Source organism: Clostridium tagluense (genome assembly GCF_003865095.1).
GTDB lineage: Bacteria > Bacillota > Clostridia > Clostridiales > Clostridiaceae > Clostridium_AD > Clostridium_AD tagluense.
Genome location: NZ_BHYK01000017.1, coordinates 93320 through 109843, shown reverse-complemented (window position 1 = coordinate 109843; position 16524 = coordinate 93320). Strand labels below are relative to the sequence as shown.

15 protein-coding genes are annotated in these 16524 nt (G+C 28.8%); 2 read left to right on the top strand and 13 right to left on the bottom strand.

Features of this window, described 5'->3' with window-relative positions; all coding sequences use genetic code 11:
- Window positions 1–87: 87 nt before the first annotated feature.
- The 12 genes from Ctaglu_RS15270 to Ctaglu_RS15215 all read right to left on the bottom strand — a co-directional run bounded on the left by Ctaglu_RS15270 (window position 88) and on the right by Ctaglu_RS15215 (window position 14564).
- Window positions 88–3693, bottom strand: coding sequence for a phage tail tape measure protein (locus Ctaglu_RS15270; RefSeq protein ID WP_125003208.1), 3606 nt, complete (start codon window positions 3691–3693; stop codon window positions 88–90).
- Window positions 3694–3811: 118 nt separating this feature from the next.
- Window positions 3812–4228 carry a YomN family phage-derived protein gene (locus Ctaglu_RS15265; RefSeq protein ID WP_125003206.1) on the bottom strand — a complete coding sequence of 139 codons (417 nt, stop codon included), beginning with the start codon at window positions 4226–4228 and terminating at the stop codon, window positions 3812–3814.
- Window positions 4221–4742, bottom strand: a complete 522-nt coding sequence (locus Ctaglu_RS15260; RefSeq protein WP_125003205.1) for a hypothetical protein — start codon at window positions 4740–4742, stop codon at window positions 4221–4223. Before Ctaglu_RS15260 ends, Ctaglu_RS15265 begins: the two co-directional genes overlap by 8 nt.
- Complete coding sequence (locus Ctaglu_RS15255; RefSeq protein ID WP_125003203.1) at window positions 4742–5056, bottom strand: hypothetical protein; 315 nt, start codon at window positions 5054–5056, stop codon at window positions 4742–4744. The genes Ctaglu_RS15260 and Ctaglu_RS15255 overlap by 1 nt, the downstream gene beginning before the upstream one ends.
- 506 nt (window positions 5057–5562) lie before the next feature.
- Window positions 5563–6051 (bottom strand): hypothetical protein, encoded by a 489-nt coding sequence (locus tag Ctaglu_RS15250; protein WP_125003201.1) that lies wholly within the window; start codon window positions 6049–6051, stop codon window positions 5563–5565.
- A gap of 256 nt (window positions 6052–6307) precedes the next feature.
- The gene (locus Ctaglu_RS15245) at window positions 6308–6493 is read right to left on the bottom strand and encodes a hypothetical protein (protein WP_125003199.1); all 186 of its coding nucleotides are present in this window, start codon (window positions 6491–6493) and stop codon (window positions 6308–6310) included.
- A 276-nt stretch (window positions 6494–6769) separates the two neighbouring features.
- Complete coding sequence (locus tag Ctaglu_RS15240; protein WP_125003197.1) at window positions 6770–9472, bottom strand: hypothetical protein; 2703 nt, start codon at window positions 9470–9472, stop codon at window positions 6770–6772.
- 547 nt (window positions 9473–10019) lie between these two features.
- Complete coding sequence (locus tag Ctaglu_RS15235; RefSeq protein ID WP_125003196.1) at window positions 10020–11522, bottom strand: DEAD/DEAH box helicase family protein; 1503 nt, start codon at window positions 11520–11522, stop codon at window positions 10020–10022.
- A gap of 17 nt (window positions 11523–11539) precedes the next feature.
- A complete protein-coding gene (locus Ctaglu_RS15230) occupies window positions 11540–11728 on the bottom strand; it encodes a hypothetical protein (protein WP_125003194.1) in 189 nt (62 codons plus the stop codon).
- Between the two features lie 69 nt (window positions 11729–11797).
- Window positions 11798–13483 carry a DUF3102 domain-containing protein gene (locus Ctaglu_RS15225; protein WP_185732727.1) on the bottom strand — a complete coding sequence of 562 codons (1686 nt, stop codon included), beginning with the start codon at window positions 13481–13483 and terminating at the stop codon, window positions 11798–11800.
- Between the two features lie 295 nt (window positions 13484–13778).
- Window positions 13779–14048: a hypothetical protein gene (locus Ctaglu_RS15220; RefSeq protein ID WP_125003191.1), complete on the bottom strand. Its 270-nt coding sequence runs from the start codon at window positions 14046–14048 to the stop codon at window positions 13779–13781.
- A gap of 129 nt (window positions 14049–14177) precedes the next feature.
- Window positions 14178–14564, bottom strand: a complete 387-nt coding sequence (locus Ctaglu_RS15215) for a hypothetical protein (RefSeq protein ID WP_125003190.1) — start codon at window positions 14562–14564, stop codon at window positions 14178–14180.
- 164 nt (window positions 14565–14728) lie between these two features.
- On the opposite strand from Ctaglu_RS15215, the gene Ctaglu_RS15210 reads away from it, so the two are divergent.
- Both Ctaglu_RS15210 and Ctaglu_RS15205 read left to right on the top strand, forming a co-directional pair.
- Window positions 14729–14944, top strand: a complete 216-nt coding sequence (locus tag Ctaglu_RS15210) for a helix-turn-helix domain-containing protein (protein WP_125003188.1) — start codon at window positions 14729–14731, stop codon at window positions 14942–14944.
- Window positions 14945–15340: 396 nt separating this feature from the next.
- A complete protein-coding gene (locus Ctaglu_RS15205; RefSeq protein WP_125003186.1) occupies window positions 15341–15541 on the top strand; it encodes a hypothetical protein in 201 nt (66 codons plus the stop codon).
- A gap of 155 nt (window positions 15542–15696) precedes the next feature.
- Here the strand turns inward: Ctaglu_RS15205 and Ctaglu_RS25245 are convergent, their stop codons facing one another.
- The gene (locus tag Ctaglu_RS25245; protein WP_185732726.1) at window positions 15697–15840 is read right to left on the bottom strand and encodes a hypothetical protein; all 144 of its coding nucleotides are present in this window, start codon (window positions 15838–15840) and stop codon (window positions 15697–15699) included.
- Window positions 15841–16524: the final 684 nt, after the last annotated feature.

Sequence of the window (16524 nt, the reverse complement as noted above, 5' to 3'; positions counted from 1 at the left end):
TCGTTCTCCTTTTCAGTTTCGTCACTAAAAAGGATAGTATATTTTGAGGGTGCTGGCAATGGATTTTTCCATTTTATGCTTGGTTTTTTAAAGGCCGGTCTGCATTGATTTTAGTATACCAGAAACAGCTAATAGCTTATCATTTTCAGCAAAAGCATTCGCATATATTTCCTTAGTTAAAGTTCTTATATTATTATAAATATCAAGATAAGCGGAATCAGTATCTAATAATTGGTTTTTTAAATCAGATACCGTTTTTTCATCATAGCCACCAGACTTTATCTCTTCATTTAATAATTGTGTCTTTTTAGTAAGATTAATATATTTATTAGTCATGGCTTGTAATTCATCATTCATAGCCTTAGTATGACCTTTACTACCTACTTCAAATCTTTCCGACTTAGCTTTATTTAGATTAATATATTTATCATATATCGCAACTTGTTCATCAAACACTCCTACTTTAGACTTCAATACCTCAATTTTCAGTTTATCAAGTTCTTCTCTTACATCTACCAAGTGAGACCTCTGATTTTCAATCTCAGTTAATATTTTATCTGAGCTACCATCTGTTGTAGAGTCTCCCATAAATCCTTGAATTTCGGAAGGGATTGAAGTTCCTCCACTTACCATTCTTCTTGCCCCTGCAAAATCACTTCTTGAATTTAAATCAGATATTTTAACTACATCCCCTGTTCTTGGGGCATGTAAGTATTGACCATTGCCAACATAAATCCCTTCATGATGTGGCTCTGAGGGATTGCCAAAAAATACTGTATCTCCTACTTGTAAATCTTTTTTAGCAATCTTACTACCTTCATTTATTTGGGTTGTCGTAGTCCTAGATATATCCTTGCCTAACTTCTTATAAACAAACTGAACGAGACCACTACAATCAAAGCCTTCTTGATTAGTCCCACCCCATACATAAGGAGTTCCAAGATACTTTTTAGCTTCATCGACTACAGCTTGGCCTGCTGAACTAGCAACATTTTTAGAAGAAATTGTATTGCTTGTGTTAGGTTTCCCTTCAATATTCACAAGTGCCTTTGCATTCTTAGTGTTTGTAATAATAGATTGTTCAGTTAATTTTATATCTGCCTTAAGGAGTTGTGCTTTTTTCTCCAAGCCCGACCTATACTTGCTTGAATTTTCATTAAGTTTACCTAATGATATATCTTGGGCTTTAAGTTGAATACTTAATGACTTCATTGCTGTCTCATAATCTTTATTTGCATTGGTTGCTCGTTTTGTTTCAGCAGTTAATAGTTTCTCTGCTTCTGTTAAGCCTTTTGTAGATTCTTTTACTTTATCAATTTCAGCACTAGGTTTATATCCTGTTGGATTTGAACTAGTAATTCCTGTTAGCATGGGTGCTTTCATATTAAATTTACGTTTGAGACTTTCTATTTTACCTATACTACCTTCTAATTTTTTTATGCCCATGTCCAAACCAACTAGCTGTGTCTTGAAAAACCCACCCTTACCTGCTGAAGTATTAGAAAGTGCTGAACTAAGTGCTTGATATCCTTGTAGCTTAGCTTTTAGATCATCTAAAGTTTGAACAGTTCCATCATGTATGGCTGAACTGGAATTTATTGCCATTTCAATTTCTGCATTACCTGTCATAATTGATTGTTGTTTTAGAAGTTCTAAGATATCTATGTTCTTAGTTAAATACCCAGTATTTGTAATTACGCTGTTTCCGTGTATATCGACAGATGTCGTCAATCCACCAATTCTACCAGTTAATTGATTTGTAAGATTAGTTAACATCTTTTTCTTTTCAGCTGATAAATTTTCTTGTTGACTTAAATTCATGTACTGGCTTATGAGACTTTGTGTTTCAGAACTTTCTGAGATTATTGTATTTGTCTTATCTTGAATGGCTTGTATAGAATCTGTCGTTGCAATATTTTCTTCGGCAATACTCAATTCAATTATCTTATGAGTGTTTTCGTCAACGTGGAATCCTGCTTCTTCAAGAGTCTTTATATATTTTTCTAAATTTTCTTGACCTGCATTTGACTTATATCCCATGCCCATATCCATGTCGGGTGATTCTTTTGCTATTTTAACTAATTTTTCTAATTCTTCCTTTTGTTCTTTTAATTTCTCTGTATTTTCTTTTATACCTCGACCATCTAATTCATTCATAGACTTGGATAATACATCATATTCTTCCGTTAATTTTCTAACTTCTTTTCTATGCTCATATTGACTATATGTAATCGCACCAACAGCTAAAACAACTGCACTTATAGCTAAAATAACTGGATTAAAATTTAAAGCTGCTAATGCTCCTATTCCCTCTGTCCGTAATAATGAAAACATAGCTCCACATTCACCAATAGCATATTTTAAAGTAGACATATGTTTACTTACTAATAAAATTGAGATTGCAGTTACAGCAATAGTTGCTCCTAATGCTTTATTTTCTACGGTTAAAAATTGTACTAATCTTACTACCTCGGTTAATGAATCTATTCCCGATTTAATTGCACTAGAACTTATAACCTTACCCCAAAATTCTGTGGATGCGTTACTTAAAACTGCCTGTTTTGCTTGGATAGAATCTAAAGTTTTTGCATGTGCTTCATTAAGAGCGTTGCTATCTTTTTTTACTTTATTTTCAAATTCTCCCACTCTAGCAGATTCTTTCATCATAATATTAAACTGTTCAGCTTGATTTTTCCCACCCAATAATGTTTGGATTTGTGTTTGGGTGATATCATCTAAGCCACCGTAAACCTTTTGTAAATCCTTCATTACTAATTCAACATTTCGCCAGTCTTTTTCTGAGGTTCTTAAAGCAATTCCTTGTTTTCCCAAGATATCCTCTAATTTACTCAATCCTTCTATGTCTTCCCCATCCTGGAGCTTCTTAAAATTTAATAGTATTGACTTTACTGCTCTACCAGTTGCCTCAGCACCCTGTTTACTTCTCTCCAAAATAGTTGTTATATTACCTAATAAAAAATCTTCGCTTAACCCTGCTTCTTTTGCCGTCTGTGCGGTATATGCCATAGCCGTCATAATCTTGGCTGAACTAGTTGCAGATTGTGTGTCCAATAAAGCAATTTTATTTGATGTTTTTTCTACTCCATCTGTTGTTAAATCATAGGCATTTTTTAAAACTATCAAAGATTCAGCTACCTCTTTATTAGATAAACCAGACACTCTTGCAAGCTTAATATTTGTTTCAGTATTCTTATTTGCTTCATCAATTGACACGCCCGACCTCAACCACTCAGCCTCTGAAGCATGGACTTCTGAATTAACAACCTTCAAATTATTAGCCATTTGTAAAAATGCTGGGTTCATTCTCTGTACATTAGCAACTGTATCTCCTGTTATCATTGCAATATCCACATTCGATTTATTTATACTCGCAATCTCTTGAATGGCTCCTTTAATTTCTCTTATCGTTCCTAAAATTAAAGATGCACCAATCGTATATTGTGCGATTTTCTTTACAACATTACCCATATTCTGTCCCAAACTCTGAGTTTGTGTATTAATACCCTCAAAACTTCTTCTAGTTTCATTTAATTGATTGTTAACATTATTCATTCTTATTTGCACAACATTTTTATTTGCTAACTCCTGCATATCTTTTAGATGCTTTTCAAATTGTTGCCTTGATTTAGCTATATCTGCCATATTTAATTGTGTTCTAACCCCATATGCCATGATTTTCACTCCTTATATATTTATTTTTATGCTTTTATTTAAGTTTTGGTATGTTTTGAAAGCACAAAAATAAACATACAAATTGTCTATTTTAAAACAAAAAAGATTGACAATATAATTAATTATCAATCTTTTCAACACAACCTTCTCCATATTTTGCTTCCAGTTCTAGTATTGTCTTATCAACGTAATTTCTACCTTCGTAGCTATGATAGAGGTTGTCTATTCCCGTGTTATCCTTATGCCCCATATCAGTCCACTTAGGTACAAACATCCCAACATCATTCCCTGATGCATCTGTATGGTTCATTAAAGTATTATCAAAGTACACAGCACCACCAGTTGAATCAATTCTACTAACTATAGAATTCTTGAGTTCATTGGTACGTGTATAAGCCTTTGGTATATACTGACTATATAATTCGCTCTGGACATTTTTCTTCAGCAATTTTTCGGCATCCCTGGTTATTACTTTAATTTCATTTTGCGCTTCAAGGATAAGAAATTTCTCAAACTCATCACCTTCACTACTCATTTTCTAGTTCGGAAATTTGCTTTATTATTTCTCTTCTCTTAGCCTTGTCTTCCTTGCAATTTTCTAACTCAGAATACAATTCTTCTACCTGTTCTTCCTTAGATTTTATTGCTTTTGGTACTGGTAACTCAACGCCTATTTCCTTCATAGTATTTGTAACCTCAGTTTCTAAATTATTTAGTTTAGATGCTGTTGTGTATAATTCTTTAAAATGTTGCATCAATAAAGTAATATAGTCCGCAAATTGTGGGCTTGGGGTTTTACATAGTCCCTCAAATTGTTTAAAGTCAATATCACAATCAACATTTGAAATGATAGGAATTAGCGCAAATAAAAATTCCATATTGTCATCACTCATTTTTTTCTCTGTTAAGACCTTTAAATTGTCCTGGTTGATGCCGAAAAATTCTAACTCTTTATTCTCAAGCTTTCTTTCAACCTTTTTGAAGACACCTCCAGTTATTGAAAATTTTGATACCGCCCTAAAGTCTGACAAATTAATTCTTTCCATCATTATTTTCCCTCACTTTCATTTAAGCTATTTTCTACAAACTCAACTACATCTCTTAACTTCAGTACAGTTCTAAGCTTATCTTGATTAGTAATTTCCTCATTTATCAAATTTAAAATTATACTTTGCCTGCATATTTCTAACTCTTCTAAGTGCTTTAATAATTCATTTGAATCAATTAGCTCGCATTCTTTTTCCTTTTCCTCTAATACTTTTCGATAGCATGTTACACCCATATTAAACACATCTTCCAAGCTCAAATTGTAAGCCTCCTCTAATTCCTTATATTCCATCATTATTTTTTTATCAAATCCCATTTTTTAAAACACGCTCCTTTATTTATATAAATATTATAATTTTTAATTAACTTATTCCAAATTCCAATTCTCCGCTAATAGAACCTCGAATAAGTAAATTAATTAAAAAAAGGATTAGTTATTGTCTAATCCCAAGACTTATATGGTAGGATATAGTTTAAAACTATACAGGAAAGCTTCCCATTACCTTTCACCCTTGCGAGTGCTACCAATTGTGCAAATACGACCCTTAACGATTACAACGTGTCAAAAGGAACAAATGTCCCCGAGTCTAACTTTTTGCTTACCATTATGGAGGGGGCAAGATTTGCACTTGCTACAAGCTAAAGCTTAAACGAACTTACTATTATTATTAGACAAATGCCACCTATTTAATAAGTGGAATTTACACTATATAAGCATTCTTAACTTATAACAAATTAAAGACTGCTTACTAAAATGTAAATACAAAATAACATAATAAAAAGATAGCCTATCTCTAAGCTACCTTTTCATATATCTCTTTATTAAACTACTTCTATGTATGTTGGATATAATGTATTTAATACCTCATAAAAATCACACGCATAACTTTTATAAGTAGATAATTCACTTTTCATTTTAATATTTATATTGTATCTTTCTATTAGTTCCATATTTATTTTAGTAACCTTATCAATATTGCCTTTACCCATCCACTTTGCCATACTTTGGATTTTTCTGGAATTAAATGACTTGTTTTTATTTATGTAATTTTGTCTTGAATTAATTTCATTTTCATACAGATAATCTATAATAGATTTACAGATGGATTTAATATCAATATTATCTTCCACTATTTCTATTATAAATGTTTCTTGTAACCATTCGTCATCAAAAATATTAATATTCAAATTATTATCTTTCATTTCTAAGTTATAAATCCAAAACTCTTCTTCCCAAATTTCATGCTTATTAATTACATTTTCTATTTCCTGTAAATTCACCTGTAATTGTTTAGTTGCTAATTTTTTCATATGTTCTCCTACGGTTAAAGTACCGTTAAACTATAATGTATGCTTAAAAGCACCAATATGAAAACCCACGTTTCCCCAAGTACGGAGAACAAATCTATACTTAAAGGTATAATAGATTTTCATATTGCTAATTTCAAACATTTCAATACCATTTTGTTACCATATAAATACCCATACAATAACAATACAGTACCAATTTAATAACAATATATTACCATTACAATACTAATTTAATACCAATGTATTGCTATTCAGATTAATTATTATCAATACAAAAGTTATGTATTCTGTTTAATTTATCAGTTGGTAAATCTCGCATATTACGTAAAAAATAAGATATTGTTGTATTGGACAATGAAAATTTTCTTGCAATAAAACATTGTTTAATACCCAGTTTTGCCATTAATACTATTAATTCTTCTCTTACTAATTTATTAGTCATTTTTGACTCCTCCCTCTTAAATTATTATTCCGTTAAATAAATTCCAAAAATTTATATTTCATTTATCTTTAATTTTTCGTTTATCATAGATATTAAAAATATGTAAAAAGGGAAGTTAGTCATACTGAGCCTATAGCTTTTCTGACGGCAATAATTGGTATACCTTTGCACCGTAACTCCCCTCCATAAAGCGACCAAATTATGTTTATAATTGTCAAAATATCAATCTCTTAGTTCTCTAATTGAACTAGAATTCTAGCCGATGAAAATTGTAATTTATGCAGATATTTTCTCATTTTGGTGTACACTTTTGTTTTTGAAAGCATTTAAAAATGTTTCTTTTTGAGTTATATATAGTACATTTAATAGTTTTGTTTTATTTTTGGATTTATCTATTTGTCTTAACATTGTATACATAGTATCGGCTTTTACAGTTTTCTTGCTCATATAAAAGTTATAATACTTAATAATACTGTCAAGCCTTTCGTCTCTTTCTTTTATATCTGATTTCGTTTCGGCTTCTTTTGATTTAATAGAAGCAATCTTAGTACACATTTCATCTACATATTCTAATATTTCTCGTTTTTGTCTTTTATTTGCTTTTACTATGTCTTGCTTAACCAATAAATCTTCAAACTTAAAATCTGTTTTATAGTCTGCTTTATCTATATCTTTAAGTATTGTTTGTAAGTAATCCATTGGGCAATCATAATTTTTAACCCTGTTTTTCATTGTTTTTGATTGGCTAATTGATACGAAAAATGTAGGTTTCTCTTTTTCAAGTAAACTTTTACCTAATTTAGATTTTGATAAGTTATTAATTTCTTTAATCAAGTCAATTGAATAGAACTTCTTGGCTAAATCGATGCAAATTCCACTAAGAATCGTCGCAATATCAACCTTTTTCATTAATTCTGCTAACTTTTCTTTATTAATATCTTCCTTGGGCATATTCCAATATGTACTCATTAATAATTGTCCCATATTTACTACTGTTCCGATATTTGATTGGCTTGTACTAAGTTGATTATCAATAACTGCCATATTCTTAGCATTAACTATATATTTCTTAGATTCAGATTTTACTTTATTGATACAAACATTAAATCCACTACAATTCTTAGCTACTTCAAGCATCTTATCATTATTAAAAATTACCATGTTATCAGAATCATAATCAGACCCACTAAGAATATCCATAATCGGAAATCCAATAGCATTTACATAAACTATATTTTTACTAAAATTGAAATATTTATCTATCTCTGTGTTCCATGTATTCTTACCAATTAAAATATTACTAGGACTAGTATGTGGGTTTCTAAAGCAAACTAAATCTAAGCCATCCTCATTCAATTTTGTATAGATTTCATTATCTTTTAATGACACAGATTGAGGATTTTCAACATCTAATTGACCTATAGCATGATATAAAAGTTCTAATCCATTACCAATTAATATACAATAATCTCCATCTAATCTTATTTTGCCTCTCTTAGCATGTTTTACATACCTACCAATTTTATGCTTTCTAAAATCTCTAAATACTAGGCTACTTATGAAGTCTGTATTATGCTCTGCTAACTCTGCCATCATTAAAAAACTGTTCAAATCACTAGCATTTTTTCTAGCATACTTAATAAATGCTTCATCATCATTCCTTAATTTCATTACATATTCTTTTTCAAATGTTGCTAAGTTATCCATATCATCAAAACTCATACCTGTACTGTTAAGCATCTGATATGAGGTTTGTTGTACTAATGTGCCATTGTCATTAACTCCTCTTAGAGATGGTTTTTCATGCTTACAGATACCAAATATACTACCTTCTGCACGAACAATATCTTTCCAATAATTCCACATTTCTTGCTTAGTCATCCCTAATCCTTTTGCAAATTTTAAAGCCTTAACACTTGTAGGTGTGCAAATCATATGTACATCTTTAGCAAGTATTTTCTCACCAAACATATTTTCAATTTCCCAAGTAAAGAAATTCTGACCAACAGGACAATTTTTTATTAAAAACGAGGATATATTAGTTGAAAAACTTGCACTCTTAAACATATGTTGTCTAAGCAGATTCATAGATTCTCCATCTTTAAAATATTTACCTTCTAATAGACACTCACCATCAAATAAACAATTGCTAATCTCATAATCGTCTTCAAAACTGCCTAGCAATCCTGTAGTATCATCTGTTTTAACTACATTACACTTTTTATAAAATTTAGAATTTACATCCTCAACAATTAGTATATTATCTACGCTTATTTTCATTGTATCTTCCAAATGAGAGCCAACCAAAGATTCGTAAGCAAGTAATCCTGCATAGTCTGAATCCCAATCATTTGAAATGAAATCTAACCCCATTCTGCTCCAAGTAATCATAGGTTTTAATAGATGTTCTTTGATAAATAAGCACTGACCTGTACGGCTCTTACTTCCACTTCTTTTATACACTACGTATTTATCCTCTGTAACTTTGCTTGTCTTAGCATCCACTGTAGTAATGGTAAATCCTTCTTCATATAATTTAGTTCTTAATATATCATTCTTTACCTCTGCCCATTTTTCAGTATCCATTTCATTTTTTATGTCTATAATAGATTTTTTAACCCCTGCGATAGCTAATATTGTTTTATCATGTTTTTCTAAATCTTTTGCAATTGTTAAATCCAATGTAAGTAATTTCTCATTTAATTTTACTAATGTGGCTTCTTTTTTTATAATTACCGAAGCACCATTTTGAACTTTATATTTAAATTTAATATTTATTATGTCATCGGATTGTTCCTTAACATTATTAGTTCTTTTAATTGTTTTAACTAATAAGCCCTCTGCTCTAAGTTTAATTAATTCTAAGCTATATGCTAACATACCTATGTATTCTTTCTTAATTTCTCTACCTCTAAACATGTGGTTGTAGATATCTGCACCCTCAAGTGACATTATGTATACATTATTATTGTTATTCATATAAATTTCCTCCTATTTTAAGTCCGTGAAGACTATTTTGTGAAACTGTTTTATAATTATTTTTGATAGAGACAATTGGAATAATTATTCGAGCGTTAGTGAAGAATATTTGTTTCAATTACATTAGAAGGTTGTGTTTAATATTAATTTTCAAGTTCCCCGTACTGGGAATTTTAATATTAACTTTCATATCCCCAGGGGGGGGATTCAATAATTAACTTCATATATACAACATGGAGATTTTCACTACCGTTTCAATATAAAAATATGTATAGAATTGTTTACTTTGAGACGACCATTGTTAAATGGTTGGCTCTGTTAAATGGATTTCTTTTTAATCCATGCAAACACATTACAGCAATATTATAATTTGAAGGTTAATGTCCTATGAGACAATGAAAAGACTTGTCCCCTAGGAATATAGTCTACTGTCGTATCCTATATAACTAAGATATTTTACGATTTTTATATTTACCATTATTTAGGGTATCAATTATATGGAGTATCCTATATTATAGGAGTATCCACAAAAGTGATACTTTCAACTTTATATTATTAATTTCTCTATAACCCAAATTGTATTTAATTTATTATCTTTTTTAATTCTTTTGGAAATAATCATAAATGGTATTTTATTACTATTCAAATAAGCATTTAATTGAGTAATACTCTTTTGTAATCTACCTCTACCATCTTTTAATCCTATAACTTTAATTAATTCAGCCTTTTCTTCTTTAGATAAACTTTTATTAGTTATGCTATTTAAATAAACTACTAATTCATCTTCCATTGCTTCTGCCTCCATCTCAATAATACTATCATCTTCAAATCCCAATGCACTACCTATTATTTTTTTATATTTTACTGGATGTTTTTTATCTAATATAGCATCATACAGGGATAAATCTACTTTACACTTAGTATAAACACATTCATTAATGACCATATGTATTCCATTATCTATTACTACACTATCTATAATTCGACTATCGGAAATATCAGTCTTAAATTTCTTTTTTGTATACTCAATTTCACCATTTTTAATTAGATAATCTGCCATTTCTAATGTATTATTCATTTTAGTTCTAAACCCATTAATTCTTCTACCATCTTTCCATGCATAGAAATATAAGTTTATTTTTTCTCCTTCAAATACTCTCTTTCTCCCCAAAACTTGTATAAATGTGTCTATGTCTAAAATATCAATTATTATGTTTCTTGCCTTAGTACCTTCTTTTATGTTAATTCCGTTATCTAATACAGTTGTAGTACATAATATATGATTATTAAAACATCCATTTTCAATAATATTATTTAGTTCTACTTCGTTTTCTGTACCTTTAACATACTTGTTCCACATATCATCTTTATTATGTTCTGAACAGATAAATGTACCATCATATTTTTTTGCTACTTTATATGCTCTTTTAGCAGTACTAAAGAATATTATTTGTTCATCTTGTGGAATACCTTGTATAATTTTATCTATAGAGTTGTAATCATTAAAAGCTACTATTTTATCTATGTAACTATAATCTGTAAGCAATTCATATGTATAATCAATTTTCAAACATTTCTTGTTAAAAAAATAGCTGAGGGTTAATGGTGTAGCAGTCATTAATATCTTACAAATACTATTGTCTGCTATCATTTTCTTGAAAAATATATCAGTCTTTTTTGAAAAACTTGCATCTGTAAAGAAATAATGTGCTTCATCCATTACCACATAATCATAATTATCAAATCTTACATTATTTAAAATGCTAACTTCAACTTTTTGATAATTCATAACTGTTATAGTACTATTTTGACCAATATCATTAATAATTTGCTTTTTTAATGTGTTTCTATTTGTTAGATATAATATCTTTTTATCATTGTCTTTACAATATTTGACAAGGTCATTCTTTATAAAATAACTTTTTCCTGTCCCTGTCCCTGCTTTTATAAATATTAAATCTCCCTTTTTCCATTGCTTATAATCCTCTTTTATTTCATCTGCTATATATTTACTTGTTGTTACCAGTTGGCTTATTTCTTCTATTTCCATAATGTCATATGACCTCCTTAATCTAAATTTAAACTGTTTTTAAGCGAAATCATTTTCGTCATAGCAGTTCTTAATATTTGTGTGTCCTCAAATCCATAAATTGTATCTACTCCGAACCCAAATTTCATATATCTAAATCCTAAAAATGAAAGTCCTTGTGCAAAATATTTGCTTCTAACCTCTAAAAATTTAATATTGTTATCCATATATATCAATCTCCTTATGTTATATAATTATTTATTATGTACTGCTTAAGGGACACTAGGTATCCCCTTCTAATTTATACCCCAAACTTCTTTTAGATGATTAACCATAGCCATTTCCTCATTTGTGCCACCTTTATCGGGATGATAAGCCATTGCAAGTGTCTTATAAAGTTTCTTATATATTGGTTTATCTTCTGCTTTTACTGTTGCATCACCGAATAAATCTTCAAAACTATTACTACTAGATTTCTTATAGCTCTTATATGCTTCTTCTTCCCATTCCTTTTTATTTGCTCTCTCTTTTTTCACCCTAATATCAAATAATCTTATATTTTCTTTCCATAATATTTCTTTAAAATTTCTCCAACATCCTGCATCTACTTTTTTGACTAGTTTTATTAAAGTTTCATTGTTATCTAAATCTATATCAAAATTATCTCCACCAAGAACGTCTATTAATGTAACTTTTCCTAATAGGTCTATTCCATCAAATATGTATATTCTGTCTCCTGCGTTTTCATATGGCTTGTCCTTTAATATGAAGGTGTAATCTAATTCAAGGTTGGTTTGGTAACTTATAAATTTAGCTTTCTTCTTAGCATCATCGTATATTTTATTCTTCTGCCCTAGTTGCTCTTCCTTAATCATTTTAATGAAACTTTCTACTAAGTCTAGGTAACTTTTATCAATTTTATATAATTTAAATAGCTTGGTCACGTCTTCCAAATTGTGCTCTGTATCTATATTATAATGTCCGAGATTCTCTCTTTTTTTATATACACATAACATTGCATTATCTTCATTAAACCCTCTAGCAATCGTTATATTGTCCCTTTTAAATACTTTTTTTTGATTTTGCTCTATGTACTCTAATCTCTCTTTTTTATTTTTTTCCCAAGTAAACTCCATAACATTTTCATAGCACATTTCTTTGTTTAAAATAGAGAAGTAACTTTCATCTTTAGTGGATTTGTAATGATAATAACTGTTGCATATATTATTTGTATAGTTTTCTTTGGCAGTTCCATCATTTAATTCTTTAAAGTTAATCTCTAAACCTATGTTATAGGCTATTACAGTCGCTATTAACTCTTCCTTACTAATAACACCTGTAACATACAACTGGGCTATTATGCCCCCTCTACTGTCACAGTTTATATAATCTGTAAAGTTTTCAAAATATCCTGTGCAAATTGTAATTACTTTAATTAATGTATCAACTTTGTTCAGGATTTTTTCTGTATTAACTGAGTTGGTTACTGCCACTGGTGCTATTGGAGCGACATTTTCTATTATTTCTACGTCTTCTATAATAATTACGTCTTTTATAATTACCTTTGATTCTTTTTCAGCCTTTTTGATTGCTTTCTTATTATCCTTAATTTCTTTGATTTTCTTAGTAAGTTCCCTTGTGGACATATCCTCAACATTATTTGTTTCAATAAATTCTGCTCTTTCTTCTTTGGGAATATCTAATAGTAAGATTAATTTTGTTGGTTCTAAATCTCCAAGCGATTGGAAATTTGAAAACTCTATAGCAACCTTCATAAAATTATTTGCAGTGCTTTTTTTAAATGAAACTTTTTCCTCTAAATATTTGCCGAATTGTCCATGAGGTAGATTTCCCTTCACTTGGATTAACTTTTTACCTATTTCAATCATATTTGAAGCAGTTTGATTCTTTAACTGTAATATTTCCTCTGTTATAAGTTCTAAATCTACATTTTCAAAATTTTGTTCTATTATATTTGTCATAATTTTAAGACTCCTCCTCATAAGCATTTATCTGTTGTTTTATAATTATTTTTTATATTAACTTGCTTTTTATTGCTATTGCATATATACTACTAATATAGAGTATTGACAGGTTGGATTGCCATAATTTTATCCCAAAAAAAATGCCGTCGAATAAAATTATAGCACAATTATAATTTTATATAAAAGTCCATAATTGTATAAATAATACCATATAGCTAAAATAACTAAGCGTAGCATTGATTTGCTAGGTTTTATTTAAGTTACAGTATTATTTATTGTTTTGTTTAAATAGCTATATTGCTAAATCTTCTATAAATATATCAGTGTTATTATTTTTCATATGTATATAATCTTCATATCCTCTAACTAAATATTCTTTAATGTTAGTTATAGGGATTCTTTCTTCTGTATCCGTATTTTTTATTATAAATTGTGTGCCTTCATTATAATACTGGAAGTTTTCCAATATAATAGGTTCTTCTTCTCCTTTATTAATAACAATCCCTTTTACACACATTCCTAGAAAATTCTCTACCATTGCTACATTTAAATTATTATTCATTTGTATTTTATCCCCTTTTCTTAATTTGTTATTTACTTGTACATTTTTTAAACTTTTTCAAATTGACTACTGTGATTTCTAAATCAAATTCCTTAGCAAAAAATATAAATTGTTGCAATATTTTAATACTCATATTTTCCCTCCTAATTGCAGATTACTTAAAGTGTCACTCATATACATATCCTTGCTTTTAGCTACTAAAGATTCAAGCTTTGCAAGAGCCTTAATAACCTTCCTGTCAATATATTGATAATCTTCAACAAAAAATGTATTATAATCTGTGATATAACTAAATTCATAATGTTTAATATAGTATTTATCAATTTTATATTCTGAAACATAATATATATCTGATTTCCAATAACTTTTGTCTAGGTTTTTAGTGAAACTTGTGTACACTATATTTTCTTCCCAACTTTTAACTAAATCCATATAATTATCACTTCTAACTATTTCCAAGCATCTTTCCTTGAATTGCTCAAATGTTAAATCTATGTGTATTTGTTGTTTATCCATTTCTTGTACCTCCCCATCAATTGTTTTCTATATTTATAATATACTACGAATTTCGTAACTTGTCAACACGTTAATCGTAACTATATAAAATTATTTTCGTTTCATGTATTTACGAATAGTGTTATATATATTATAATAGTAAATAAGATGGAGGTGCGAAATAAATGATTAAGATGAAATTGCATGTTAAATTAGCGGAAAATAGGTTAACACAAAAACAAATCAGCGAAATTACTGGTATTAGACTTCCAACCATATCAGCTTACTGTGTAGATTCTTTTAAAATGATTTCTAGGGAGCATTTAGATATTTTATGTAGCTATTTCAATTGTAAAATCGAAGATATAATTGAATATAAAAAAGACGAGGATGCGAAATAATCGTGTCCTTTTATTGTTTTTGATATTAATATTTGTTAAAAATATTAAATGGCTCTACAATTGTCTTATTTCATTATTTATTACTAATCCCTCACAAGTCGCTTTAGAATGATTTATCGTCATTTTCGTTAAAGTAACACTAGGATTCTAAGCTATTTTAGTATTGTACATTTTCTTCTTTTAGCTATTAATAGAAATATTGAACAATTTGAGACGGGAGTTCATATAATGGACTTAAAAAACTTAATCACAGAGAGTGACCCAGTTTATAAAGTGTTGAATTTCCAAGGATATAATAGTTTTCCAATGCTCTAAATCAAGCTTTTAAGCTATGCAAATATATAGTGTACTAATTACATGTATGTGGTAAAATAGCTATACTGAGGGGGTGTTAATGTGGATATAAATGAGGTATGTAAGTTAATGCAAGAGGGCTTTGCAAGACTAGAAAATGGTCAGAATGAGATGATGAATAGTATATGTGGGATTAATGGAACAATTACTAAAATTGAAAATCATTTAACTAATATTGAAAATCGTATTACTAAAATTGACAATAAAGTTGATGAAATTAATAAGAAAATAGATTTAATATAATATGTTATGTATCTCTATATACCGTATAGATGAACTATTTTTAAATCCTTGCTATTCAATGGTTTGAATGATGTCAAAATAATTCTGTACCACCAAAACTCTAAAAAAGTCCACTTTCATCAAAAAAAAGAGGCATAAATTCACCTCTAATTTTTTTACTCATGTATTACTTTAATTTTAATATTAATAAACCATTTTTTAAATGACCAATCAATGTTATGTTTATCAATGTATTTTAGAAAAACTATTAAGGTAATAGGAATTATAATTTCTATAACATCTAAAAATATTTTAAACATTTTTTGTTCCTCCCTTTAATATGTTGAATCTTCTGATATTAACCCTCCATCTTTACGTATCTAAATGTAGTATAAAATAGAATTGTGGTTATGTCAAATTAGCTTTGATTAGCTTCCATTTTCTCGTTATTTTATAATTATGTTTAATCAGTTCTTTTAAAACAAATATTATCTAAATAATTTTAATGATTAGAATAAAAAATTGCTTAGGTTAGGTAATCCAATGCTAAAATATCAACTTAAATGAATAAGGTGGGTAATCTAATGCTAAAATAGGAGTTAAGGTGAGTAATCTAATCGTAAAATAGGAACTTAATTAAGAATAAAAGGGCTTAGATTGGGTATTCCCATGCCAAAACAAGGTCAAACTGATTAAATTCGATAAAAATTTAGGGTTGAGTAATCTAATCGTAATCTATCAACTTAAATAAATCTACTGGGTAATCTAATGATAATACTTGGGTAATCTAATGATAATCTAAGCCTTAGGTTGGGTAAATCAACGCTAAAAATACAGATTAATTAAGAATAAAAAGTATTAGAATGGCTATTCCAGTGCCAAACCAAGATATAAATGATTAAATATGAGAAAATTTAGGTTGGGTAATCTAATCTTAATCTAAGCTTTAGGTTGGGTAAACTAATCGTAATTATTCATTAAAGTGGGTTGAGTAAACTAACGCT

Excerpts from the sequence above, each read along its gene's own strand:
- Ctaglu_RS15270 (WP_125003208.1), bottom strand. The coding sequence starts at position 3,693 with ATGGCATATGGGGTTAGAACACAATTAAATATGGCAGATATAGCTAAA.
- Ctaglu_RS15265 (WP_125003206.1), bottom strand. The coding sequence starts at position 4,228 with ATGAGTAGTGAAGGTGATGAGTTTGAGAAATTTCTTATCCTTGAAGCG.
- Ctaglu_RS15260 (WP_125003205.1), bottom strand. The coding sequence starts at position 4,742 with ATGATGGAAAGAATTAATTTGTCAGACTTTAGGGCGGTATCAAAATTT.
- Ctaglu_RS15255 (WP_125003203.1), bottom strand. The coding sequence starts at position 5,056 with ATGGGATTTGATAAAAAAATAATGATGGAATATAAGGAATTAGAGGAG.
- Ctaglu_RS15250 (WP_125003201.1), bottom strand. The coding sequence starts at position 6,051 with ATGAAAAAATTAGCAACTAAACAATTACAGGTGAATTTACAGGAAATA.
- Ctaglu_RS15245 (WP_125003199.1), bottom strand. The coding sequence starts at position 6,493 with ATGACTAATAAATTAGTAAGAGAAGAATTAATAGTATTAATGGCAAAA.
- Ctaglu_RS15240 (WP_125003197.1), bottom strand. The coding sequence starts at position 9,472 with ATGAATAACAATAATAATGTATACATAATGTCACTTGAGGGTGCAGAT.
- Ctaglu_RS15235 (WP_125003196.1), bottom strand. The coding sequence starts at position 11,522 with ATGGAAATAGAAGAAATAAGCCAACTGGTAACAACAAGTAAATATATA.
- Ctaglu_RS15230 (WP_125003194.1), bottom strand. The coding sequence starts at position 11,728 with ATGGATAACAATATTAAATTTTTAGAGGTTAGAAGCAAATATTTTGCA.
- Ctaglu_RS15225 (WP_185732727.1), bottom strand. The coding sequence starts at position 13,483 with ATGACAAATATAATAGAACAAAATTTTGAAAATGTAGATTTAGAACTT.
- Ctaglu_RS15220 (WP_125003191.1), bottom strand. The coding sequence starts at position 14,048 with ATGAATAATAATTTAAATGTAGCAATGGTAGAGAATTTTCTAGGAATG.
- Ctaglu_RS15215 (WP_125003190.1), bottom strand. The coding sequence starts at position 14,564 with ATGGATAAACAACAAATACACATAGATTTAACATTTGAGCAATTCAAG.
- Ctaglu_RS15210 (WP_125003188.1), top strand. The coding sequence starts at position 14,729 with ATGATTAAGATGAAATTGCATGTTAAATTAGCGGAAAATAGGTTAACA.
- Ctaglu_RS25245 (WP_185732726.1), bottom strand. The coding sequence starts at position 15,840 with ATGTTTAAAATATTTTTAGATGTTATAGAAATTATAATTCCTATTACC.